This is a genomic window from Micrococcus luteus NCTC 2665 (assembly GCF_000023205.1).
Classification (GTDB): domain Bacteria; phylum Actinomycetota; class Actinomycetes; order Actinomycetales; family Micrococcaceae; genus Micrococcus; species Micrococcus luteus.
Window position 1 is genome coordinate 1 of the sequence record NC_012803.1, and the last position, 23703, is coordinate 23703.

Below are 23703 nucleotides of genomic sequence, written 5' to 3' on the forward strand. Positions count from 1 at the left end.
AAATCCCCGGCGGGCACGATCAACCGACACCCGGGGGACCAGACAACTCTAGTGGCCGGGGTACGCAGGGGTCAAACGGGTGCGCGCGGATCCCGGACGCCCGTGGGCGCCCGGGACGGTCGTCCACAGGATGATAGGGGTTGTCCACCGTCTGTGCACAACCCTGTGGACAACCGTTAGACTCCGAGCACCGTCGTCCGTCTCGCGCAGCCGCCCCCGTCCCCGGGGACGTCTGCCCCAGGAAAGGAAGCCTCCGTGGTGGCAGACCAGGCCGTGCTCAGCTCGTGGCGCTCCGTCGTGGGCTCCCTCGAGGACGACGCGCGGGTCAGCGCCCGCCTCATGGGCTTCGTCTACCTGGCCCAGCCGCAGGGCCTCATCGGCAATACGCTCCTGCTGGCCGTGCCGAACGAGACCACCCGCGAGACGCTCCAGGGCACCCAGGTGGCCGACGCCCTCACGGACGCCCTGACCCAGGAGTTCCGCGAGGAGATCCTGCTGGCCATCTCGATCGACGCGAACCTGCAGCCGCCGCGGACCCCCTCCTCCGAGGCCCGCCGCTCCTCCCTCGCCGGCGGGCCGTCCGGCGCCGCGGCGCCGGACGTCGAGCTGCCCCCGGCCGCGACCGCCGCCACCTCCCGCCGCGCCGTCGCCGAGGAGCTGCCGGGTTTCCGCATCGAGCCGCCGGCCGACGTCGTGCCCGCCGCGAACGCGGCCCCGAACGGGAACGGCAAGCCGACCCCCGCGCCGCCGTCGACGTCCGCGGAGACCAGCCGCCTCAACGACCGCTACCACTTCGAGACGTTCGTGATCGGCTCGTCCAACCGGTTCGCGCATGCGGCCGCGAACGCGGTGGCCGAGGCGCCGGCGAAGGCGTACAACCCGCTGTTCATCTACGGCGAGTCCGGCCTGGGCAAGACGCACCTGCTGCACGCGATCGGGCACTACGCCCGCCGCCTCTACCCGGGCTTGCGGGTGCGGTACGTGAACTCGGAGGAGTTCACCAACGACTTCATCAACTCCATCCGCCACGACGAGGGCGCCTCGTTCAAGCAGGTCTACCGCAACGTGGACATCCTGCTGATCGACGACATCCAGTTCCTGGCGGACAAGGAGGCGACGGTCGAGGAGTTCTTCCACACCTTCAACACGCTCTACAACAACAACAAGCAGGTGGTCATCACCTCGGACCTGCCGCCCAAGCAGCTCTCCGGGTTCGAGGACCGGCTGCGCTCCCGCTTCGAGTGGGGGCTGATCACGGACATCCAGCCGCCGGACCTCGAGACGCGCATCGCGATCCTCCGGAAGAAGGCGGAGGCCGAGGGGCTCGTGGCCCCGCCGGAGGCGCTGGAGTACATCGCCTCGCGCATCTCCACGAACATCCGCGAGCTCGAGGGTGCGCTGATCCGCGTGACCGCGTTCGCCTCGCTCAACCGGCAGACCGTGGACATCGAGCTGGCCGAGCATGTGCTCAAGGACCTGATCACGGACGAGACGGCGCACGAGATCACGCCGGAGCTGATCCTGCACGCCACGGGGGAGTACTTCAATCTCACCCTCGAGGAGCTGACCAGCAAGTCCCGCACCCGCACGCTGGTGACGGCGCGGCAGATCGCCATGTACCTGCTGCGCGAGCTGACCGAGATGTCGCTGCCCAAGATCGGACAGGTCCTGGGCGGCCGCGACCACACCACCGTCATCCACGCGGACCGCAAGATCCGCGAGCTGATGGCCGAGCGGCGGACGATCTACAACCAGGTCACCGAGCTCACCAACGAGATCAAGCGGAAACAGCGCGGCGCCTGAGCCACCCGCCGTCCCACCCTCGAGTCCCGGTTCGAACCTTCGACCGGGACTCGAGCCTTCGTCCACATTGTCCACCGGTGTGGACAACTCTGTGGAGAACCCCCGTCGCTGTGGACAACCTCCGCCCCTGTGGATGGCGGAATCAGGCCGCTCACGCCGCGTCCACACCCCTGGGGGCGACGACGGTGCACAGGCTGGTGAATCACACGGATGCCATTCGGCGGTCCACACGTATCCACAGATCTCCACAGCCGAAAACCGCATGATCTCGCGGGTTCCGACGGGTGGGGACGCACCCTGTGGACAGGAATGTGGGCAACTGGGGGGTGGATCCGGGGACGAGTCTGGACAACTCCGGTCGAACCTGTGCAGAGCAGGGGGAGGACCTCCGGGGCTCGTCCACACCGGATGCACACCCCGAACGAGCGGGCGTCCACACGGTTCCCCCAACCGGATCCGCATGCTGACGCGGCAGAACGGCGTTCTCCACAGGATCCACACCCGCTACCACTCCTTCTGATCCCCCTTCAGAGATTCCGCCAAGCAACATCATCTCCGCCGCCTCGCACCGAGCTGAGGGCCCCGAGAGCCCGGGCTGCGCCCGAGCACTCAGAATCCTTGGAATCACACGCTTGTCATTCGCTTCCGACCTGACACCCGCCGCGCGGACCGCCTATGCTGAGGCCCGCGTGTCGCCGTTCCCCCGGGCCCGCAACCCCCGTCATCACCCCCAGAGAGGCAGTGCAGCTCGTGAAGTTCACCGTCGAACGCGACATCCTCACCGACGCCGTCTCCTGGGCCGCCCGCTCCCTGTCCCCGCGCCCGCCGGTGCCGGTGCTCTCGGGTCTGCTGATCACGGCCGAGGCCGGCGTCGTGTCCATCGCGAGCTTCGACTACGAGACCTCCGCGCGCCTGGAGATCGAGGCGGACGTCGAGACCGCGGGCCAGGTGCTCGTCTCCGGCCGTCTGCTGAACGACATCGTCCGCTCCCTGCCGCAGGCCCAGGTCACGGTGGAGCTCGACGGCGGCAAGGTGCTCGTCACCTGCCGATCCTCCCGCTTCTCCCTGGCCACGATGCCCGTGGGCGACTACCCGGCCCTGCCCGAGCTGCCGGCCCCCGCAGGCACCGTGGACGGGGCCGCGTTCGCCCACGCCGTCGCCCAGGTCACCGTCGCCGCCTCCAAGGACGACACCCTGCCGATCCTCACCGCCGTGAAGGTGGAGATCGAGGGCGACACCATAACCTTCCTGGCCACGGACCGCTACCGGCTGGCCATGAAGGAGATCCGCTGGACCCCGGCGGACCCGTCCATCTCGACGTCGCTGCTCATCAAGGCGCGCACGCTCACCGAGGTCGCCAAGTCCCTCGGCTCCGGCGGCGACCTGGAGATCCTCCTCGGTCAGACCGCCGACCTCGTGGGCTTCGCCTCCGGTGGCCGCCGCACCACCTCCGTGCTCGTGGACGGCGAGTACCCCAAGATCCGCTCGCTCTTCCCCGAGTCCAGCCCCATCCAGGCCGTGGTGGACACCGCCGCCCTGGTCGAGGCGTCCCGCCGCGTGGCCCTCGTGGCCGAGCGCAACACCGCCCTGCGCATGGTGTTCACGGAGGGCCAGGTCACCCTGGACGCCGGCACCGGCGATGACGCGAGCGCCAACGAGTCCGTGCCGTGCACGCTCGAGGGCGAGGACATCACCGTGGCGTTCAACCCGTCCTACCTCTCCGAGGGCCTGGCCGTGGTGGACCAGCCGCAGGTGCGCTTCGCCTTCACGTCCGCGCCCAAGCCCGCCCTGCTCACCGGCGTGAACCAGGAGGACGGCGTCGTCTCCGACTACCGCTACCTCGTGATGCCGGTGCGCATCGCCTGACGCAGGGGGCCGGACGCTTCCGTGTACCTGTCCCACCTCACCGTCGCGGACTTCCGGTCCTACCGCTGGGCCGACCTGGAGCTGACGCCGGGGTCCACGGTGCTGCTCGGGGCCAACGGGGTGGGCAAGACCAACCTCGTGGAGGCGATCGGCTACCTCGGCGCCCAGCAGTCCCACCGGGTCAGCTCGGATGCGCAGCTCGTGCGCTTCGGCCGGGACCGGGCCCGGATCGCCGGGCGCGTGCACCGCGGGTCCCGCACCGTCGCCCTCAAGGTGGAGATCCTGCCGGGCCGGTCCAACCGGGTGGCCATCAACCGCGGCGCCTCCGTGCGGGCGAAGGAGGGCCTCGGGATCCTGCGGACCGTGGTCTTCGCCCCGGAGGACCTGAGCCTCGTGACGGGGGAGCCCGGTGGCCGCCGTCGTCTCCTCGACCAGCTCATGGTGCAGCTGCGTCCGGCGCTCGGCGAGGCCGCCGCCGACTACGAACGCGTGCTGCGTCAGCGCAACGCCCTGCTCAAGTCGGGCCGCGGCTCTCGCCGCTGGGGCCCCGAGGAGGACGCGACGCTCGCCGTCTGGGACGAGCACCTCTGCGCCGCCGGCGCCCGCCTGCTCCACGGCCGCCTGCACGTGCTGCGCCTGCTGGCCCGCCCCCTCCAGGAGATGTATGCGGCGCTGACGAACGGCTCCAAGGCCGCGGCCTACGCCTACGAGTCCACCGTCCCGCTGGCCCGCGGCACCCACGCGGAGGTCCCGGCCGTGGCGGACCTGGCCACGGACATGCGCCGGACGCTCGAGGCCCAGCGGGAGGAGGAGCGGGCGAGGGCGCTCACCCTGGTGGGCCCGCACCGGGACGAGCTCGCCCTCTTCCTGGGCCCGGCGCCCGCGCGCGGCTACGCGTCCCACGGGGAGACGTGGTCGCTGGCGCTGGCCCTGCGCATGGCGGCCTACGACGTGCTCGTGGCCGACGACCCGGACCCCGATGCCCGCCCCGTCCTGATCCTGGACGACGTGTTCGCGGAGCTCGACGCCGCCCGTCGTCGCCGCCTCGCCGCGCTCGTCCACCGGGCCGAGCAGGTGATCGTCACGGCCGCCGCGCTCGAGGACGTCCCCGAGGAGCTCACGGCCCATCGCGTGCTCATCCGCCAGGACGCGGAGGGCTCCGAGGCCGTGGCCGCCGCGGCCCCCGTGGAGGGGGACATCCGCGAGCCCCGGCGCGAGGGCGGGGCCGATGGCTGAGACTCCCGCCCCGTTCGAGCCGGACCGGCCGGACCTTGCGCTCGTGCAGCTGCGCCGGGTCCGCGAGGCCGCCCGGGAGCGGGGCGAGGCGCCCCTGCGGGCGCGGGGGACGGGCGCGGGCCTGGCCGGGGCCATGGCGGGCACGACGTCGGCCGGCCGGGAGCGGCAGGACCGTCGGCGCCCGTTCGGGGGCGCGGACCGGGACCCGGCCACGGTGTCCACCGTGTTCGGCCGGCTGATCCGCGATCGCGGCTGGTCCACTCCCGTGGCGGTCGGCTCCGTGCTCACCCGCTGGGCCGAGCTGGTGGGGCCGGAGATCGCGCTGCACTGCCGCCCGGAGAGCTTCGAGGACTCCGTGGTGCGGGTCCGGACGAGCTCCACCGCGTGGGCCACGCAGCTGCGCCTGATGAGCCCCGTGCTCCTGCAGCGCTTCGACGAGGCGCTCGGGCCCGGCGTCGTGACCCGCATCGAGGTGGCGGGGCCCCAGGCCCCGAGCTGGCGCAAGGGCCCGCGCACCGTGCGCGGCGGCCGCGGGCCGCGCGACACCTACGGCTGAGTCCGCGGCCGCCCTCGCGCACCCCGACGGCGTCCCGGACGCGGCGAGGCCATGGGCGCCGCTCTGGCGCGCTCACAGGGTCGGTGATGGCCCGGGAGGCATGGGCGGTCTCCTGCGCACGTCCTGAGCCGTGTCCCTGGCCGCTGAGCGGGTGTTCTCTTGCGGCGGACCCCCATCGATGCGGGCCCGCGGGGTGCCAAGCGGTACACTGGGACCAGTGAAAGGGGGCTGGCTGTCGTCCGTCCCCCGCCCCCGTGGATCTGCGGGAGCGTGTCGCGTGCCGGTCCTGTCCGGGCGGCGTCGCGCGCCTGCGCGCGGGCCGACCCTGCCGCCGACGTCCGAGGAAGTGAGCCACCCGTGGTTGACGCCATGCCCGAGAACCCCGCGGAGGAGCCGACCGCCGCGTCGGCCGCGCCGAACCCGGAGGCCGTGCCGGACGCCGTCGGGCAGCCCGAGGCCCCGGTGAAGGACCGGAAGGTGCCCGGTGAGTACGGCGCCAGCGCCATCACCGTGCTCGAGGGCCTCGAGGCCGTCCGCAAGCGCCCCGGCATGTACATCGGCTCCACCGGCCCGCGGGGCCTGCACCACCTCGTGTACGAGGTCGTGGACAACTCCGTGGACGAGGCGCTGGCCGGCTACGCCACCGGCATCGACGTCACGCTGCAGGCCGACGGCGGCGTGCGCGTGGCGGACGACGGCCGCGGCATCCCTGTGGACCTGCACCCCACCGAGGGGAGGCCGACCGTCGAGGTCGTCATGACGATCCTGCACGCCGGCGGCAAGTTCGGCGGCGGCGGCTACGCCGTCTCGGGCGGCCTGCACGGCGTGGGCATCTCCGTGGTCAACGCGCTCTCCCGCCGCGTGGACACCGAGGTCCGCCGTCAGGGGCACGTGTGGCGCATGTCCTTCGCGGACGGCGGCGTGCCCCAGGGCGAGCTGGTCAAGGGTGAGGCCACGGACGCCACGGGCACCGTGCAGACGTTCTACCCGGACGCGGAGATCTTCGACTCGATCGAGTTCGACTACGAGACCCTGCGAGCCCGCTTCCAGCAGATGGCCTTCCTTAACAAGGGCCTGCGCATCACCCTCACGGACGAGCGCGTCCAGGAGTCCAACGAGGTCGTCGACGACGAGATCGCGGGCGAGGGCGCCGCCGGCGAGGACGTCGCGGAGAACGGCCTGGCGGAGGACGCGGAGCAGGAGCCCCAGCGCCGCTCCGTCACCTACCTGTACGAGAACGGCCTGCTCGACTACGTCCAGCACCTCAACTCCGCCAAGAAGGTCGAGTACGTCCACGACGACGTCATCGCCTTCGAGGCCGAGGACTTCTCGGACGGCCGCTCCATGGCCGTCGAGGTGGCCATGCAGTGGACCTCCGCCTACTCGGAGTCCGTGCACACCTACGCGAACACGATCAACACCCACGAGGGCGGCACCCACGAGGAGGGCTTCCGCGCCGCGCTGACCTCCCTGGTCAACCGCTACGCGCGGGAGAAGGAGATCCTCAAGCCCAAGGAGGACAACCTCTCGGGCGAGGACATCCGCGAGGGCCTGACCGCCGTGATCTCCGTGAAGCTCTCCGAGCCGCAGTTCGAGGGCCAGACCAAGACCAAGCTCGGCAACTCCGAGGCCCGCGGGTTCGTGTCCAAGGCGGTCACGGACCACCTCGGCGACTGGTTCGAGCGCAATCCGGGCCCGGCGAAGGAGATCATCCGCAAGGCCATCATGGCCTCGCACGCCCGCCTGGCCGCCCGCAAGGCCCGGGACAACGCGCGCCGCAAGTCCCCGCTGGAATCCTTCGGCATGCCCGGCAAGCTGGCCGACTGCTCCTCGAAGGACCCCGAGCGCTGCGAGGTGTACATCGTGGAGGGTGACTCCGCCGGCGGCTCGGCCAAGCAGGGCCGCAACCCGGAGACGCAGGCCATCCTGCCGCTGCGCGGCAAGATCCTGAACGTGGAGCGCGCCCGTCTGGACAAGGCCCTCGGCAACGCCGAGATCCAGTCGATGATCACCGCGTTCGGCACCAACATCGGCGAGGAGTTCGACATCTCCAAGCTGCGGTACCACAAGATCGTGCTCATGGCGGATGCGGACGTGGACGGCCAGCACATCACCACGCTGCTGCTGACCGTGCTGTTCCGGTACATGCGCCCGCTCATCGAGGCCGGCCACGTGTTCCTCGCGCAGCCGCCGCTGTACCGCATCAAGTGGTCCAACGCCCCGCACGACTACGTGTTCTCGGACGAGGAGCGCGACGCCGCCGTCGAGGCCGGCCTGGCCAAGGGCTGGCGCTACCCCAAGGACAACGGCGTGCAGCGCTACAAGGGCCTGGGTGAGATGAACTACCAGGAGCTCTGGGACACCACCATGGATCCGGAGCACCGCACCCTGCTGCAGGTGACCATGGAGGACGCCGCCGCCGCGGACGCCGTCTTCTCCATGCTCATGGGCGAGGACGTGGAGTCCCGCCGCACCTTCATCCAGCAGAACGCCAAGGACATCCGCTTCCTGGACGTCTGAGCCGGACCCGCAGACCTGCCTGAGCCGACCACCCTCCCCGCCGTCGCGGGGAGCACGAGAGGACCCGCGTGAGCGACGAGACCACCCCCCAGACCCCGGACGAGCCCGTCGAGGGCGCCCCGATCCCGGGGACCCCGCAGACCGGCCTGGACATCGAGGTCGAGCACTACGTGCTCCCCGAGGGCGCGGCCGACAAGGTCGAGCCCGTCGACCTCGAGTCGGAGATGAAGCGCTCGTACCTGGACTACGCGATGGCCGTGATCGTCGGCCGCGCGCTGCCGGACGTGCGCGACGGCCTCAAGCCCGTGCACCGTCGCGTGCTCTACGCGATGTACGACGGCGGCTACCGCCCGGACCGCGCGTTCAACAAGTCCGCCCGCGTGGTGGGCGACGTGATGGGCAACTACCACCCGCACGGCGACACCGCGATCTACGACGCCCTCGTGCGCCTCATCCAGGACTGGGTCCAGCGCTACCCGCTGGCGCTCGGCCAGGGCAACTTCGGCTCCCCGGGCAACGACGGCGCGGCCGCCCAGCGCTACACCGAGACCAAGATGGCCCCGCTGGCCATGGAGATGGTCCGGGACATCGACGAGGACACCGTCGACATGCAGGACAACTACGACGGCAAGCAGCAGGAGCCCGTCGTCCTGCCCGCCCGGTACCCGAACCTGCTGGTCAACGGCTCCTCGGGCATCGCCGTCGGCATGGCCACGAACATCCCGCCGCACAACATGCGCGAGGTGGCCGCGGGCGTGCAGTGGTACCTCGAGCACCCCGAGGCCACCCGCGAGGAGCTGCTCGAGGCGCTCCTGGCCCGCGTGCACGGCCCCGACTTCCCCACGGGCGCCCAGATCCTGGGCCGCAAGGGCATCGAGGAGGTCTACCGGACCGGCCGCGGGCCCATCACCATGCGCGCCGTGGTCAACGTGGAGGAGATCCAGGGCCGCACGTGCCTCGTGGTCACCGAGCTGCCCTACATGACCAACCCGGACAACCTGGCCGCGAAGATCGCGGAGATGGTGCGGGACGGCAAGATCAGCGGCATCGCGGACATGCGCGACGAGACCTCCGGCCGCACCGGCCAGCGCCTGGTGATCGTGCTCAAGCGCGACGCCGTCGCCAAGGTGGTGCTGAACAACCTCTACAAGCACACCGAGCTGCAGTCGAACTTCTCGGCCAACATGCTCGCGCTCGTGGACGGCGTGCCGCGCACCCTGTCCCTGGACGGCTTCGTGCACCACTGGGTGAAGCACCAGATCGACGTGATCGTGCGCCGCACCGCGTTCCGCAAGCGCAAGGCCGAGGAGCGCGCGCACATCCTGCGCGGCCTGCTCAAGGCCCTGGACATGCTGGACGAGGTCATCGCGACCATCCGCCGCTCGGCCTCGGCGGACGTGGCCCGCGAGGCCCTCAAGGAGCTCCTGGACATCGACGACGTCCAGGCCCAGGCCATCCTGCAGATGCAGCTGCGCCAGCTCGCCGCCCTGGAGTCCCAGAAGATCCAGGACGAGTACGACGACCTCATGGCGAAGATCGCCGAGTACAACCGGATCCTGGAGTCCCCGCAGCGTCAGCGCGAGGTCATCTCCGAGGAGCTCGCCGAGATCGTGGCCAAGCACGGCGACGACCGCCGCACCGAGATCATGGCCGGCTTCGACGGGGACATGTCCATCGAGGACCTGATCCCCGAGGAGGAGATGGTCGTCTCCATCACCCGCGGCGGCTACGTCAAGCGCACCCGGATCGACCAGTACCGGTCCCAGGCGCGCGGCGGCAAGGGCGTGCGCGGGGCGACGCTGCGCGGCGACGACGTCGTCGAGCACTTCCTGACCGTGTCCACGCATCACTGGCTGCTGTTCTTCACGAACTTCGGCCGCGTGTACCGCATCAAGACGTACGAGCTGCTCGAGGCCGGCCGCGACGCGAAGGGCCAGCACGTGGCCAACCTGCTCGCGTTCCAGCCGGACGAGCGGATCGCCCAGATCCAGCCGCTCGTGGACTACGGCCGGGCCCCGTACCTCGTGCTCGCCACGCGCGGCGGCCTCGTGAAGAAGACGCCGCTGCTGGACTACGACACGAACCGCACCGCCGGCCTGATCGCCATCAAGCTGCGCGAGGGAGACGAGCTGGTCTCGGCCCGCGTGGTCTCGCCCGACGACGACCTCATCCTGATCTCGCACAAGGGCCAGTCCCTGCGGTTCACCGCCACGGACGAGGCGCTGCGTCCCATGGGCCGCGCGACCTCGGGCGTGACGGGCATGAAGTTCCGCGACGACGACTCCCTGCTGACGATGGACGTGGTGGAGGAGGACGGCTACGTCTTCACCGTCACGGACGGCGGCTTCGCCAAGCGCACCCACGTGGACGAGTACCGCCTGCAGAACCGCGGCGGTCTCGGCATCAAGGTCGCCAAGCTCGTGGACGACCGCGGCGAGCTCGCCGGCGGTCTCGTCGTGCGCGAGGACCAGGAGGTCCTCGTGGTGATGGCCTCGGGCAAGGTGGTGCGCTCCGCCGTCGCCGGTGTGCCGGCCAAGGGCCGCGACACGATGGGCGTGATCTTCGCCAAGCCGGACAAGCGGGACCGGATCGTCGCCGTCACCCTGAACAACGAGCAGGAGATGGAGGCGAAGGCGGACGCCGAGGCCGAGGCGGGGCCGGATGTACCCTTGGACGCAGACATCGACCCGACCGACCCCGTAGCCGCACCGGAGGACGCCCTGACGCAGGACGCCGGTGAGGGTGCAGACGGAGGAGAGCAGTGAGCACGTCCGCGTCGTCGCGTCCCGGCCAGGGACGGAGCACCGGGAAGGCCGCCGAGCCGCGGTCCGGCCGTCCGGTGCGCAAGGCCAGCGGGTCCTCGCAGGAGGACCTGGTCCGCGCCGTCCCGAAGGCCAAGGTGCGCCGCGCCCGCCTGGTCCTGACCCGGGTGGACCCGTGGTCCGTGCTGAAGCTGGCGTTCCTGCTCTCGGTGGCGCTGGGCATCCTCACGGTGGTGGCGGCGGTGGCGCTGTACTCGCTGTCCGACGTCCTCGGGATCTTCGACAGGGTCAACGACGTGATCGGCACCGTGCTCGGCTCCGAGGCCGGGCGCTACACCGTGGCGTCCCTGGCCCCGCTGAGCACCGTGACCTCGCTGGCCACCGTGCTGGCCGTGGTCAACGTCATCCTGCTGACCGCCCTGGCCACCGTGGCCGCGCTGCTCTACAACCTCTGCGCGAGCCTCGTGGGCGGCCTGGGCGTCACGCTGACGGACGACTGAGCAGACCCTCGACGACGCCCCGCGCGGATTTGCGCGGGGCGTCGGCGTTCCTGTACAGTCATCTCCTGTTGTGAACGGCGTCAGCCGTGAGCGACGGTGAGGGCGTATAGCTCAGGCGGTTAGAGCGCTTCGCTGATAACGAAGAGGTCCCAAGTTCAAGTCTTGGTACGCCCACTCCCACCACACAGAGCCCCGGTCCGCTGGGGCTCCGTTCGTCTCCGGAGGTCTTCCCATGGGTCGACTGGCACGCGTGGCCCTCGTGGTCGGCGCCGCGGCAGCCGCCTACGGGGCGCGTCTCTGGCGGGAGAACAGTGCGGGGAAGGACGTCTGGGCCACGGCCACGGACGACCTGCCGGAGGACGCCGACGGCGTCGAGCCGGCACCGGAGGACTGACCGGTCTTCACGGGGGCATGGCGCAATTGGTAGCGCACCTGCTTTGCAAGCAGGGGGTTAGGGGTTCGAGTCCCCTTGCCTCCACCAAAAGGTCGTTGTTCAAACCAGCGACATCACCGGTTTGAGTTCTAGACTCCGCCGTCCGTCCTTGTTGACGGACGGCGAGGGTCTGGACGTCGGGGTTGAGGAACACGGTGAACGGGACGCCGGGTTCGCCGTGGATGGCGTCTTCGTCTTGGACGATGAGCTTGTCGAAGAAGGCTTGGTTGGCGATCCGTCGTAGTGAGTCGTCGATGCTCATGTAGATGGCGTGCATGTCGCCTGCGAGGGCGAGGCAGTCGTCCAGGTGGGCTTTCGCTTGGTCGTACTCGATGTCGCCGGCCTTGATCTGCGCATCGAGGAACACGAGCCGTCGGGCGATGCGACGCTGCTCGGAGCCGAGCAGGTCGAGGGGCACGGCTCCGGCGTAGTGGGCCTGCATGAGCTTGGTGCGCTCATCGCGGAGCGCGTCGCGTTCGATCTTGTACGCCTGGCGCTCCTGCTTGGCGACGGCGTGGAGCCGGTCGAACTCGCCGGTGACCAGCTCACGGAGCGCGGTCACGACGTGTTCGGGTATCTGCACCTGTCGGTAGTGGTCCTCGACGGCGGCTTCGATGTCGGGCACGAACATGGACTTGCGCTCGCAGTTGGTGCGCTTCGCGTGCCGGCCGGAGCACATGAAGTACGGGTAGACGACCCCGCGGCGGCTCCTGGCGTTGGTCAGCGTCAGCCGGGACCCGCACTCCCCGCAGTACAGGCTTCCCTTGAGGTAGTGGTCGTGGGATTGAGTCTTCTCTCCAGATGTCTGATGCGCGTTCAGAACGGCCTGAACTCGGTACCAGACCTCGCGCGCGACCAGGGGTTCGTGGATGCCGTCGTAGCTGGCGCCGCGGAACCGGACGCTGCCCTTGTAGTAGGGGTTGGTGAGCATTTTGTGGATCGTAGACAGCACCGGCGGCTTGGAGGGCCGCTTCGGGGTGGGCACGGTCGTCAGACCCCGGTCGATCAGCTCCTCACGCAGGCTGATCGTGGAGTGGTTACCGGTGGCGTAGGCCTCGAACGCCCATCGCACCAGCGGGGCACGGTCGGGGTCCACCTCGACGGTGCGGACCTCGCGGCCGAGTTCGTCGCGGCGGGTGACGTTGAGGTAGCCCATGGGTGCTTTGCCGTTGGTGCCGCCACTGAGCGCCTTCTGGTTCATGCCCTTGGAGACCTCGCCAGCGAGGTTGCGGGAGTAGAACTCCGCGATGGTCGACATGATGCCGTGCAGCAGCATCCCCGACGGAGTCTCGTCGATGTTCTCGGTCGCGGAGACGAGCACGACCCCGGCCTCTTTGAGGGCGAGGTGGATGGTCACGTCATCGGCGCGGTTGCGGGCGAGCCGGTCGACCTTGTGGACGATGCAGTATGCGACCTGGTGCGTTTGGACGTACTCGATCATCCGCATCAGTTCGGGCCGGTCGGCCTTGCGGGCGGACTCGCCGGCGTCGATGAACTCCTCGGTGATGACGGCGTTCAGGTCGCGGGCCTTGCGCAAATTCGCCTCCCGCTGGGCGGGGATCGAGAAGCCCTCGGCACGGCCGCCGCGTTCGGCTTGTTCCTTGGTGGACACGCGCAGGTAGGAGACGGCCATGGTGGTGGTCTCACCGATGCGGTCCAGAGCAGTAGTGGCTGGTGGTTGTGTAATGGTCACGGGTCGTGTTCCCTTCCCCGGATTGATCGGGGCCAGCACAAGCGGCGGCTACCGCTTGGTGCGGTGCGACTCGTAAAAGGGAAACACGACCCAGCCGACTCGATATCGGAGCCTGCTGGGTAAGCCACGAAGGCCAAACAGGACTGCGCACCACGACCGAACCGGAGGTTCAGTCGTTGGCTTCTTGCTGGTCCGATTCTACCTTGCTGTCCCGACATGCGCCGGGAACCGGCGACACGGCGTCCGGTGCGGGACGGGCGCGGTCTTGTTCGGCGCGGGAGCGGGCCATGCCGATGAACAGTTGCGCGAGCTTGTGCAGGTCGGGTGTCTCACGCGGCTCGGCCTCGATCCGGTAGTCCCGTATCCGATCCGGCAGCCGCTCATCCCGGCCGGGCGTATCTGGGCGTGTCATGAGATTTCTCCGGTGCGTTCATCGAGGGTGCGGAAGAACGCCTCCTCGGCTTCGCGGCGCGCCTCGACTTGTTCGAACACGAACTCCACGAAGTCCTCGCCACGGTCGGCGATGATGACGTCCTCGACGGGCGGGGCGGGGTCTTCACCGGGCCAGACGGTCTGCCGGGTGTGCCGGTCGCGGTCCAGGCGGGTGCCGGAGGCCGCGACCCATTCGCGGAGCCTGTTGCGGGCGTCGGCGAAGTCGCGGTGCCAGCCGACGGGAGCCGAACCGTTCTGTTCGGGGTCGTAGGCGCACAGCCAGTGGATGTGCAGAGCGGACAGCTCCCACATCAGTTCGGGGTGTCGGTGCCAGAACGGCGGGATCACCGCAGCGGGGAGCCCGTAGGTGCGGCGAAGCCACGCCACCCAGTCGTTCAGCGCCAGCCACTCTTGTTCCAGGTCGTGCGCGTTCAGCAGGTTCCAGTTCACCGGGTGCGGCGGCTCCGCCACGTCATCTGATGGGGTATCGGTGCCGGGGTCGTCGTCCCGGTAGTCGGGTTCGTCTGGTCCGGGGGTGTATTCGTCCATCGTCAGCGTCCCCTTCGGTCACATGCTCACGGCCGCAGGCGACTGCGTGACGGGGCGGTGCTCGGGGGCGGTGAACGCGGCCGCGTCCCGCTCAGGCGCTGCCCGGCGGGGTGCACGGTCGACGTCGTAGCGGGTGCGGGCCATGTCATGCCCGAGCCTGCGGGCGACGAACTCCTCACCCTCGACCGCTTGACCGTCGCGTTGGTGGGTGTATTCGCGGACGTAGCCCTCGGCGATGAACTTGTCGCCCTTCGCAAGTCGTTCGTGGCCCTGCTCTGCGGCGGCCTTGAAGGCGACCAGGTTGTGGAAGGTGGTCTCCAACTGGGTGAACGACCGGTCGTCCTCCTGCCGGTAGTGTTCCTTGCCGACCTTCATGTACAGCCGGGCATCGCCGTTCTCGGTGCGGGTGAGTTGCGGGTTGGACGCGACGAAGCCCGAGAACGACTGTTGAGTCTGGATAGCCATCGGAATCCCCTCCTGAAACGCGGCGTCCCCGGATCGGGATCGCTGGTGTCAGACAGGTGCACACCCCACCCCGGCGGGCGCGGCGGGTCAGGAACCAGGGCGACGCAGCAGCGCCTCGATCTCGGCCCGGTCGGTCTTCAGCTGGGCGGCATCGGGCCGAGAAGGCCAGGCGCGTAGGTCGGTGACGATCGGTGGTGCGGCGCGGAGGAGGGTGACGCCGGTGCCGAATGGGAGGGTTCTGATTCGGTCTGGCGGGAGGATCGGGACGCGGCGGATGGAGCGTTGGTTGGAGCGCGTGCCGTGGTCGCCGAGGGTGACGGAATCGGTGTACTCGTCGCGTTCACCGATGAGCGTGCTCAGGTCTTGAAGGTCGCGGGAGTTGGAGGCGCCGCCAAGGATGATTTTGACGATGCTGGCGTCCCAGATCGCGCTGGCGGCGTTGTCGTTCCACTTGTCCCGTGCTTGGGCGAGGGATTGGAGGACGGGCAGGGTGGTGATACCGGTACCTCCGCCCTCAGCCATCAACGTCGGTAGGGACGGCAGGGGTGCGAGGTTGCCGATCTCGTCCAGGGCGAGGAGCAGGGGCGGGTCGAGCCTTGCGCCGGGTGAGCGGGCGGCGATGCGGCGGGCGGTTTCGATGAGGTCTTCGACGAACGCCGCCACTAGCGCGGCGGATGCGCCGGCGCCCGCGCCGGTAGCGAGGAGGTAGAGCGTGCCGCGGTCGCGGATGAAGGTTTCGGGGTCGAAGCCCTCACCCGGCCCGGGCGACACCGCATCGAGCACACGGGGGTCGGCCAGCGCGCCGAGGGCCAGGGCGACGCCCTGCCAGATCGAGTCCCTCGTTTTGGGGTCGGCGTCGATCATCGCTCCGAGGGAGTCCGCCCACCCGGTGGCCGCCTGAGTGGTGTTGGTGAGGATGGCGACGGCTTCGGCGGCGGCGGAGGGGTCGAGGGTCCAGCGGAACAGCTCTGCTGGGGGCCGGTGGTCAAGCGCCGCGGCATGCAGCAGCGCTTGGAGGGCGGTGCGGGTCTTGCCTTCCCAGAAGCCGCCGGATTCGACCCCGCCAGCGGACAGGCCGGTCGCTGACGACAGCCCGGTGGCTCGGATCATCGCCGTGAGCGGGTCCTCACAGCCGCGGATGGGTGACCAGCGCATTCCGGCGGGGATGCCTTCGGCGAGGTGTTGGGGGTCGAACACCGCCACCGGCCGGCCGCCACGCTGCCTCGCGCGGAGGGTGGCCGTGAGGTTGTCCGGCCGGGTCGAGGTGGTGACGACAGCGCCGGGCGCGTCGAGGATCGCGGGGATGACGATGTGCAGGCCTTTGCCGGAGCGGGGCGGGCCGATGAGCAGGATCGAGTCTTCTACCGACGCCCACACGTCGCGCCCTTTGGACGCGCCGATCCGATAGCCGACGTCCGACGGCGAGGGATCGGTTAGGGATGCGCGGAGTGTCTCGGCTCGGCGGAGCAGCGCTTTCGCTGAGGCGCTCTGGGTGATGTCGTGGGCCGTGGCGGTGCCGGCGAGGCGGCGCGGGTCGGTCTCGACCCGGCGGGAATGGCGGCGCAGCCGCACCCACACCCATGCCCCGGTGGTCACGAGCCCGGCCAGCATCGCCGCGGTGACGATCCAGTATGCGATGGGGTTGAGCCCGTCGGCGTCGAGCGCACCCGCTGGGTCGCCGGGGTTGAACAGCACTCCGAGCCCGGCTGCGGGGCTGGCCTCGGGTTGGGGTGTGCCAGTCAGGAACGCGGCGACGGAGCCGGAGGCGCGGAGGATGAGCGCGATTCCGAACATCCCCATCAGGGCGATGAGCGCGGCGTTGGTCAGCTCGTCGCCAAACGACCCACCCTGCCGCCCCGTTGGGGTACTCACGACAGCCGCCGCACGTGGATAGTGCCCGAGACGCGACCGAACAGCACGACCTCGCTGGCACCATCGGAGGGCAGCGACCGGAGTTGGCGTCGGTCCAGGAGGGCGCGAGCATGACCGGTGCTGGTGGCATCGGTGTGGGAGATGATGACCGCGACGGCGATGTCCTCGGCGGGCACGAACCCTTCGCCGGTCACTTCGACCAGGTCCGGCCGCCGCTTGCTGCTGGCCTTGACCTGCGTGCCCCCTTCGGTGTCGGCCTCGGTGTCTGGTGGTTCGGGTGTGGTGTGGCGGCGGGCGCGGATGATGTCGGTGAACACGGTGCCGTCGCTCTCGTGTACCTCGATGCGCACCGTGATGGTCCGGTCCCGGGTGAGCGCGTCCAGCAGGGGCCCGAAGGTGCTCCGCGTCCACGCGTCGCCTTCCGGTGGTGGGAAAACGGTGCCGTCGAGGGTGACGTCCAGGGCGCCGGTCTCGGTGACGGTGATGACCGCGTGCGGCAGCACGACCGGCGTGTCATCTGGTTCCGGTCCGGTGGCGTGGCGTGGGGGTTTGCGGTTCATTACTTCACCCCCGAGGTGAGCCGTGAGCTGGTGTCGAATAGTGCCAGTTCGGCGGGATGGAGTTGGTGCTGGGTGACGAAGGCCCGGTCCTTGATGCGCCACAGTCCCTGCCCGATGCCCAACGATGGGAGCAGTTTCTGCTCGGTGCCGGTCAGACCGAGGGCCTGGGCGGTGGGGCCGAGCTGATCGGATTCTTGCCGGTAGACGATCCGGGTCTCGGCATTGGCCAGCAGACTGTTCGCGAGGGAGCGCATGGCGGAGCCGGCGTCGCCGACGTTGTCCAAGTCGGAGAGTTTGTGGAAGATCAGCATGTTCGCGATCCCGTAATGCCGCGCGAGCCGCCAGTGCGCGTCCATCCGCTTCAACAGCGCGGGGTGGGACATCAGCCGCCACGCTTCGTCGTAGATCACCCACCGCTGCCCGCCGTTGGGGTCCAGCAGCGCGGACTCCATCCACGCCGACGAACACGTCATCAATACCGAAATGAGGGTGGAGTTCTCGGTGACGCGGGACAGGTCGAGGCTGATCATCGGCAGGCTCGGGTCGAACCGGACCGTGCTGGGGCCATCGAACAGGCCGGCGAGGTCACCGGCGACCAGACGGCGCAGCGCGTGGCCGACGAGCCGCCCGTCCTCAGCGAGCCTGGCGTCGGCGGCCGCGTCCGGGGCGAGGATGCGGTCGACGACCATCGGCAGGATCGGCACAGTGTTCTCCGTGACAACTGCGGTGAGGGCAAGGTCGATCGCCGTGTGCTCCAAGGGCGTCAACCCGCGTGCCAGGACGGTCTCGGCCAGAGCGCCGATGAGGTCACGGCGGCGGGACGCGACCGTGATCGCCCACTCCTGATCCGACAGCCCGGTGGGCCGGTGGCCTTCATCGAGGGGGTTGAGGCGTGTGTTCAGGCCGTGGCCGAGAACTATTGCCCGTCCGCCGACTGCGTTCGCGACGGCGGTGTGCTCGCCCTTCGGATCACCGGGGACGTACACGCGCCGCCCGAACGGCAGCGACCGCGTATAGAGCGACTTCGCCAGGGAGGACTTGCCCGAGCCCACGATGCCCGCGAGGACGACGTTGGGGGCGGTGATCATCCCGCGGGCGTAGAGCACCCAGGGGTCGTAGACGAACGAGCCGCCGGAGTAGAGGTCTAGACCGACGAATACCCCCTCGGAGCCGAGGCCGCCTTCGGCGACGAACGGATAGGCACCCGCGAGGGTCGCGGAGGTGTCCTGGTGGCGAGGGAGGTGGAACCCGCCCGGGGTGCGCAGCGCTGTAGGGCCGGGCTCACCGGCCGCGGGTAGGTAGGTGGTGGCTCTGCGTTCGGCCCGTTCGGTCTCGGCTTTCTCCCTGGCCGCGGCCTGCTCGGTACGGTGCTGCTCGGCTTGGAGGCGTGCAGCGGCCTGTTTGCGTTGTTTGCGGAGTCGGCGACGGTCGTCGGTCGGGGCGACCAGGACCGAGGTGTGCAGACGTTCGGGCTCGCGCGTGCTCATAGCGACAACCCCCGCCCGACCGATCCTGAGGAGCGGGCCGGACCGGCGAACCAGTCCGGCTCCGCTCCCACCGGGACCTGCCTTGTCCGCGCGGACGCTGGCGTCACTGCGGTCCGGGGCGTGCTCGGATCGAGTGACCCGACGCCGCTGATGGCCTCACGCGCTGTCGCAACGTCGGTCTCGTCCAGGCCCGGGTCGGGTAGGGCGCCGGGGTGTGCCCGGAGCAGATTGATGTGCCCCATGAACGGGTTGTAGGTGAGCGTGTAGTCGCCGTCCGTGACGACCCGGTCGAGCTGCCCGGTGGGTGGTTCGTCGTAGACGTACCCGTTCTCCAGTGCCGCGTCGGTGGTCTCGTCCCCGTAGTCCCAGTTCTTCAGGTGCTCGATGGCGGCGTCGGGGCCGTCGCGGCCGATGAGGTCGAGCACTTCGTCGGCTTCTGAGCCTTGGAGGAAGACGACGCTGAGCCAGCGCCGCGATGCTTCCGTGGACACTGCTTCCCGGTCGACCTCCTGCGCTGGGGCGTGCCAGGCGATGCGTCCGGAATGGATCATCGCGGCATTGACTCGCTCCTCGACTCCATCGAGGAGCGTTCCGGCGTGGTGCAGGTCGTCTGCGGCCGCGAGGGCTTCGGAGGCACCGATCGCTTGGTCACCGTCATCGTCGTGAGCGCGGCCGCGATGAACGAGATGCGTGGAGCCGACCTGATCGAGTACCTGGCGCAGCGACCGGATGCCCGAGAGGAGGTCGCCGAGCACGCTGTAGGTGTCGGCAGGGTTGTCGAAGGTACGGCTGGCGTGCGCGAGCCCGCGCAGCGCCTCGGATGCTTCGCCAGCATCCTGGAGTGGGTCGTGATACGTGGGCATGAGCGGCCTCCTGTGACAAGCGCGAAGCCCCGGGCATCGGGGTCGACTGTCAGGTGCACGCGCGCCCACACGCCGCGAGGACCGGGGTGTGTGTGCGGGGCGGTCAGATGCGGCGGCACAGGGGCAGGGCGGCGGCGGTGAACGCGGCCGCCTGTTGTCCGACGAGCAGCCGGGTTTCACAGGAGGCTTGGATCGCGGCCTGCTCAATTGCCGCGACACCGGCCTCCAGCTCCTCGACGCTGGGTGCGGAGACGCTGATGAGGCCGGTGAACCGCAGCACCCCGTGGCCGGCGGTCAGGTCCGCCTCCTGCTGGAGTACGTCGTGGTACTCGGCGGTCTGGGTGGCGTCTTCGATCTGCCCGATCTTCGCCCGCTGAGCGGCGTCGGAGATGTGCTCGACCTTCTTCTTGCGGATGTCCCGGGCGGCTTGGTCCGAACGCATCGGCGTGCACAGCAGCGAGAACGAGCGTTGGATGCCGGTGGACAGCAGCACCGGGGACAGGAACCCGGGGTAGACCATCGAGCGCGGCCACTCGCTGATCCACAGCACCGCGTGGTGGGCGGAGTCGGTGCGCAGGCGGCCCCAGGACTCGTTGACGGCGACGGGACCGGCGGTAGCCAGGTGCTGGCCGAGTTCGCCGTGGCGCTCCAGGGTCGCGGCGATCGCCGGGTCATACGCGCTGCGCAGGATCACCGCGATCTGTCCCGGGCTCAGCCATCCCGCGGGCTTCAGGTCGGCTGAGCGCAGCGCCGCGGTGAGGGTTGACATTTCTTGGCGCAGGACGGCGGCGGCCCCGCGGATGCCGCCACCGGCGGTCCTGATCTGCCGGGCAGCGGTCTTCATATCCAGCGACAGGGACAGGGTGGTGGCGTGTCGTTCCCCGGCCGGCCCGGCACGCTCGATGAGTTCGGCATAGGTGGTTGCGGCCCAGCTGTCGTCGGCGGTGCCGTGGGAGGCCCACCATTCAGCGAGCCCGGTACCGGAGTCCGACAGCGTCCGTTCCAGGACTTGCAGTGTAGCGATTCGTCCGGAGCGGCACACCGTGGCCAGCACGCGGCCCCAGGAGGTGACGCGGCGTTCCTGCTCGCCCGGGTCCAGGAGCACGAACGCGGGATGGGTCACCTCGCAGACCACGGTGAGGGTCGCGGCGTGGGGGTCGTGGATCATCCCGGCCCCGGTGTCGGTGTCGGTGTACTCGCGCAGTCGCGCCATGTCACCGGGCAGCGCGAGCGTCCCGGCCGGCCGGGGTGCCACGATGCGGCGCCGATAGAGAAGTTGCCCGCAGGTGCTGCGCCACAGCCACCAGCACGCGACCGGTAGCCATTCCACGGCCGGGCGTCCGGCGACGGGTACCCAGGTCAGGGCGGCGGCGAGCACCCAGACGGGTGCGGTGTAGGCCAGCAGGATGCCACCGCCGGCATAGAGGGCGCCGACGACGGCGAGGACGCCGGTGGCGAGGGTGATGAGCTGGGCCAGGGACAGGCCGAGGAGGATGCCGCGACGGGTGAGCCGGGAGAACTTGACCGGCACCAGCTCGGTGGAGGACTCCTTCTGCTTCGTGGTCATGGCCGTCTCAGTCCTTCCCGGTCGGCTTCGGTGCCGGCGGCGGGGCCGGCTTCGGCGCAGGTGGCGCCGGTTGTGAGGGACCCGCCGACGGCGTCTTCGGCTCAGCAGGAGACGGAGCCTTCGTGGTCGGTGCGGATGACGTCCGGGACGCCGCAGGAGGGGGTGTGGCGCCGGTCTGCCCGGCACTGTCGGCGGCGGCCTCGCCCTGGTTCCCGAGGGCCGTGCCGGCCTTCGGACCGGCGGTCGCCGCGTCCTTGGCGACCTTCGCCGCGATGACCGCCGCTGCGGCAGGACCAGCCGCAGCAGCACCCCCACTCGCCGTACCCGCGCCGGCACCACCACTTGCTCCTGCGCCGGCTCCGGCGGACCCACCCGCGGTGCCGGCGCCTCCGGCAGCACTCGCCCCGCCCCCGGATGCCTGGGGTGCGGAGGTCTTTGGCTGGGGCGGCGTCTTCCCTCCGGCTCCACTGCCGCCTCCGCCACCGCTCTCGTTGCCGCCGCTATTGCCGCCGTCGAGGACCTTCTGGGGGCCGTCGCCGGCTGGTTTCGTCGGGGTGGGGACGGGCCGGTTGAGGGCCTGTTTGGCGTCTTGTTCGGAGCCGATCGCGTGGTACATGTCGAACCCGATGAAGCTGATGAACTTGTAGGTCAGGTAGGGGGCGAACGCGGCCATCGCCATCAGCACGATCCCCGCCAGCGGGTCACTGATCGAGGTCAGGTCCGCATCGATCGGTGCCGAAACCTGGGTGATGGCGACCAGGAACATCAAGACCAGGACGAGCTTGGAGCAGATCAGCGCGATGACGAACATCGCCCACTTGCCGATCCACCCCCTGCTGGCGTCCCACGACGCACCGGAGAACGCCAGGGGTGCGAACACGATCGCCACCAGCAACAGCGCCTTGCGCACGAGCAGCGACAGCCACACGATCGCGGCAGCGGCGATCGCCAAGCCGGCGAGGAAGATCGTGATGATCGCCCCCACCCCGGGGGCGGCGATGTTGATCCCGACCAGGCCCGCGGCGAGGAGGGTGATCTTGTCGCCCATGGACGCGGTGGTTTCCCCGGCAGCCTGGATGACCCCGACACAGAGCTGGTCGACGATCTCCAGCAGCAACGCCGTCAGCGTGATCACCACGAACGAGCCGAGCACGGACTTCGCCAACCCGAGGGCGGCCCGAGACAGGGCGGTGGGGTCGCGGCGGATCAGGCCGGTGAGCAGTTGGAGGCAGAAGAAGATCAGCATCACGAACACGGCGATGCCGAACAGCAGGTTGTAGACCGCCACATACTCGGGCCGGGTGACGTCGACGAGCGTGGTGGTGTCGAACACGGACCACACTGCCTCGAACAGCCAGCCGGCGGCAGCGCCCATCGCTTGGGCGAGCCAGTCGAACGGTGCCGCCACCAGGGACGCGGCGGCTTCGCCGGCGGTGTCGCACACGGCCGAGATGACGGGGATATCGCATACTCCCACCGCAATCACTCCTTCGGGATCGAGTCAGCGGTTGGTGTCAGACCTGTTGGCCGACGTCCCAGAAGAAGTTGATCAACGTCACGCTGGCGCCGCAGATCACCGCGGCTCCGCAGCTCACGAGGACGCCCATCTTTCCGCGGCCGGCGAGGTGGGGGTTGGAGGAGTTCGCGCCGAAGCCCCACACGATCGCGGAGATGATCAGCGCGAGCACCGACAGGATCAGGCCGACGGTCATCACCGCGCCGACGATCGTGCGCAGCTGGGCGATGCCCGGTAGACCGGAATCGTTGGGGGTGATGTCGACATCCATCGGCACCAGCACGGGCAGCGCGGCGAGTGTGGTGGCGGCGTCGGTGATCAGGGTCAGGGCGTTCATGGCGGGTGCTCCTTAGGCAAGCGAGGACAGGGGTTCTCGCTGTTCAGGTGCACGGCTGTCACCAGTTCGTAGGATGGTCAGGTGGAGATCGAGACGGTGCGGGCTGCGTACGCGCGACGTGCCGGTGAGTACATCGCCCGACTCGGGTCTATCGATGCCACGGCGCTAGCAGATCAGGACTTGATCAACGCGTGGGGGCGTAGTGTCCATGGGCCTGTCCTGGACGTCGGGTGCGGACCCGGTCACTGGGCAAGCTTCCTGAACCAGACCGGTGTCAAGGTAACGGGGATCGATCCGGTGCCTGAGTTCATCGACGACGCCCGCGCCCGGTTCCCGGACGTCGCCTTTCGGGTTGGACGGGCCGAGGCCCTCGACGTGTACGACGCCAGCGTGGGCGGCATCCTGGCGTGGTACTCACTGATTCACACCGACCCGTCACAGCTGACTGCGGTGTTCGGCGAGTTTGCCCGGGTGCTGCGACCCGGCGGCAGCATTCTGGTGGGCTTCTTCGCCGGTGTGGACCTGACCCGGTTCGACCACGCGGTGACCACCGCCTACTTTTGGCCCCCGCACATGCTCAGCGCGGTGATCGAGGACGCAGGTTTCAGTGTGATTGCCTCGCATACGCGGACCGACCCCGGGCGCGCGCATGGTGACGTCAAAGCCCACCGTCTCCGGTGGTGACG

Annotated in this window: 19 protein-coding genes, 2 tRNA genes and 1 pseudogene; 11 read left to right on the top strand and 11 right to left on the bottom strand. The window is 69.7% G+C overall.

Features of this window, described 5'->3' with window-relative positions; translation table 11 throughout:
* The first annotated feature begins 255 nt into the window (after positions 1 to 255).
* The 10 genes from dnaA to MLUT_RS11630 all read left to right on the top strand — a co-directional run bounded on the left by dnaA (position 256) and on the right by MLUT_RS11630 (position 11724).
* On the top strand, positions 256 to 1803 hold the full coding sequence (gene dnaA / locus MLUT_RS11590; protein ID WP_012750665.1) for a chromosomal replication initiator protein DnaA: 1548 nt from the start codon (positions 256 to 258) through the stop codon (positions 1801 to 1803).
* A 750-nt stretch (positions 1804 to 2553) separates the two neighbouring features.
* A complete protein-coding gene (gene dnaN / locus MLUT_RS11595; RefSeq protein WP_029248275.1) occupies positions 2554 to 3669 on the top strand; it encodes a DNA polymerase III subunit beta in 1116 nt (371 codons plus the stop codon).
* Positions 3670 to 3690: 21 nt separating this feature from the next.
* Complete coding sequence (recF, locus tag MLUT_RS11600; protein ID WP_010079772.1) at positions 3691 to 4905, top strand: DNA replication/repair protein RecF; 1215 nt, start codon at positions 3691 to 3693, stop codon at positions 4903 to 4905.
* The gene (locus MLUT_RS11605; protein WP_010079771.1) at positions 4898 to 5461 is read left to right on the top strand and encodes a DciA family protein; all 564 of its coding nucleotides are present in this window, start codon (positions 4898 to 4900) and stop codon (positions 5459 to 5461) included. Before recF ends, MLUT_RS11605 begins: the two co-directional genes overlap by 8 nt.
* Positions 5462 to 5830: 369 nt before the next feature.
* Positions 5831 to 7981 (top strand): DNA topoisomerase (ATP-hydrolyzing) subunit B, encoded by a 2151-nt coding sequence (gyrB, locus tag MLUT_RS11610; protein ID WP_174260667.1) that lies wholly within the window; start codon positions 5831 to 5833, stop codon positions 7979 to 7981.
* A gap of 68 nt (positions 7982 to 8049) precedes the next feature.
* Positions 8050 to 10746, top strand: coding sequence for a DNA gyrase subunit A (gene gyrA, locus MLUT_RS11615; protein WP_010079769.1), 2697 nt, complete (start codon positions 8050 to 8052; stop codon positions 10744 to 10746).
* Positions 10743 to 11243, top strand: a complete 501-nt coding sequence (locus tag MLUT_RS11620) for a DUF3566 domain-containing protein (protein WP_010079768.1) — start codon at positions 10743 to 10745, stop codon at positions 11241 to 11243. Before gyrA ends, MLUT_RS11620 begins: the two co-directional genes overlap by 4 nt.
* A 100-nt stretch (positions 11244 to 11343) precedes the next feature.
* A tRNA-Ile gene (locus MLUT_RS11625) sits at positions 11344 to 11417 on the top strand.
* A gap of 58 nt (positions 11418 to 11475) precedes the next feature.
* The gene (locus MLUT_RS23870) at positions 11476 to 11637 is read left to right on the top strand and encodes a hypothetical protein (RefSeq protein WP_010079767.1); all 162 of its coding nucleotides are present in this window, start codon (positions 11476 to 11478) and stop codon (positions 11635 to 11637) included.
* A gap of 11 nt (positions 11638 to 11648) precedes the next feature.
* Positions 11649 to 11724 (top strand) — tRNA-Ala (locus tag MLUT_RS11630).
* A 598-nt stretch (positions 11725 to 12322) separates the two neighbouring features.
* Here the strand turns inward: MLUT_RS11630 and MLUT_RS24240 are convergent.
* The 11 genes and pseudogenes from MLUT_RS24240 to MLUT_RS11685 form a co-directional block, all read right to left on the bottom strand.
* Positions 12323 to 13309, bottom strand: a pseudogene (locus MLUT_RS24240) (recombinase family protein); the annotation flags it as partial.
* 229 nt (positions 13310 to 13538) lie between these two features.
* Positions 13539 to 13781: a hypothetical protein gene (locus MLUT_RS23780; protein WP_143736217.1), complete on the bottom strand. Its 243-nt coding sequence runs from the start codon at positions 13779 to 13781 to the stop codon at positions 13539 to 13541.
* A complete protein-coding gene (locus tag MLUT_RS11645; RefSeq protein WP_012750666.1) occupies positions 13778 to 14350 on the bottom strand; it encodes a hypothetical protein in 573 nt (190 codons plus the stop codon). The genes MLUT_RS23780 and MLUT_RS11645 overlap by 4 nt, the downstream gene beginning before the upstream one ends.
* An 18-nt stretch (positions 14351 to 14368) precedes the next feature.
* The gene (locus MLUT_RS11650; RefSeq protein WP_010079764.1) at positions 14369 to 14815 is read right to left on the bottom strand and encodes a single-stranded DNA-binding protein; all 447 of its coding nucleotides are present in this window, start codon (positions 14813 to 14815) and stop codon (positions 14369 to 14371) included.
* 87 nt (positions 14816 to 14902) lie between these two features.
* Positions 14903 to 16687 (bottom strand): TraM recognition domain-containing protein, encoded by a 1785-nt coding sequence (locus MLUT_RS11655; RefSeq protein WP_010079763.1) that lies wholly within the window; start codon positions 16685 to 16687, stop codon positions 14903 to 14905.
* Positions 16684 to 17247, bottom strand: coding sequence for a hypothetical protein (locus MLUT_RS11660; RefSeq protein ID WP_029248273.1), 564 nt, complete (start codon positions 17245 to 17247; stop codon positions 16684 to 16686). The genes MLUT_RS11655 and MLUT_RS11660 overlap by 4 nt, the downstream gene beginning before the upstream one ends.
* Positions 17247 to 18734 carry a putative type IV secretion/conjugal transfer ATPase gene (locus MLUT_RS11665; protein WP_010079761.1) on the bottom strand — a complete coding sequence of 496 codons (1488 nt, stop codon included), beginning with the start codon at positions 18732 to 18734 and terminating at the stop codon, positions 17247 to 17249. The genes MLUT_RS11660 and MLUT_RS11665 overlap by 1 nt, the downstream gene beginning before the upstream one ends.
* A complete protein-coding gene (locus MLUT_RS11670; RefSeq protein WP_010079760.1) occupies positions 18731 to 19597 on the bottom strand; it encodes a hypothetical protein in 867 nt (288 codons plus the stop codon). Before MLUT_RS11670 ends, MLUT_RS11665 begins: the two co-directional genes overlap by 4 nt.
* A gap of 103 nt (positions 19598 to 19700) precedes the next feature.
* Complete coding sequence (locus tag MLUT_RS11675; RefSeq protein ID WP_010079759.1) at positions 19701 to 21164, bottom strand: SCO6880 family protein; 1464 nt, start codon at positions 21162 to 21164, stop codon at positions 19701 to 19703.
* A 7-nt stretch (positions 21165 to 21171) separates the two neighbouring features.
* Complete coding sequence (locus MLUT_RS11680; RefSeq protein ID WP_010079758.1) at positions 21172 to 22641, bottom strand: hypothetical protein; 1470 nt, start codon at positions 22639 to 22641, stop codon at positions 21172 to 21174.
* Positions 22642 to 22678: 37 nt separating this feature from the next.
* Complete coding sequence (locus MLUT_RS11685) at positions 22679 to 23017, bottom strand: DUF6112 family protein (protein WP_010079757.1); 339 nt, start codon at positions 23015 to 23017, stop codon at positions 22679 to 22681.
* Positions 23018 to 23098: 81 nt separating this feature from the next.
* On the opposite strand from MLUT_RS11685, the gene MLUT_RS11690 reads away from it, so the two are divergent.
* Positions 23099 to 23701: a class I SAM-dependent methyltransferase gene (locus tag MLUT_RS11690; RefSeq protein WP_010079756.1), complete on the top strand. Its 603-nt coding sequence runs from the start codon at positions 23099 to 23101 to the stop codon at positions 23699 to 23701.
* The last annotated feature ends 2 nt before the right edge of the window (positions 23702 to 23703 follow it).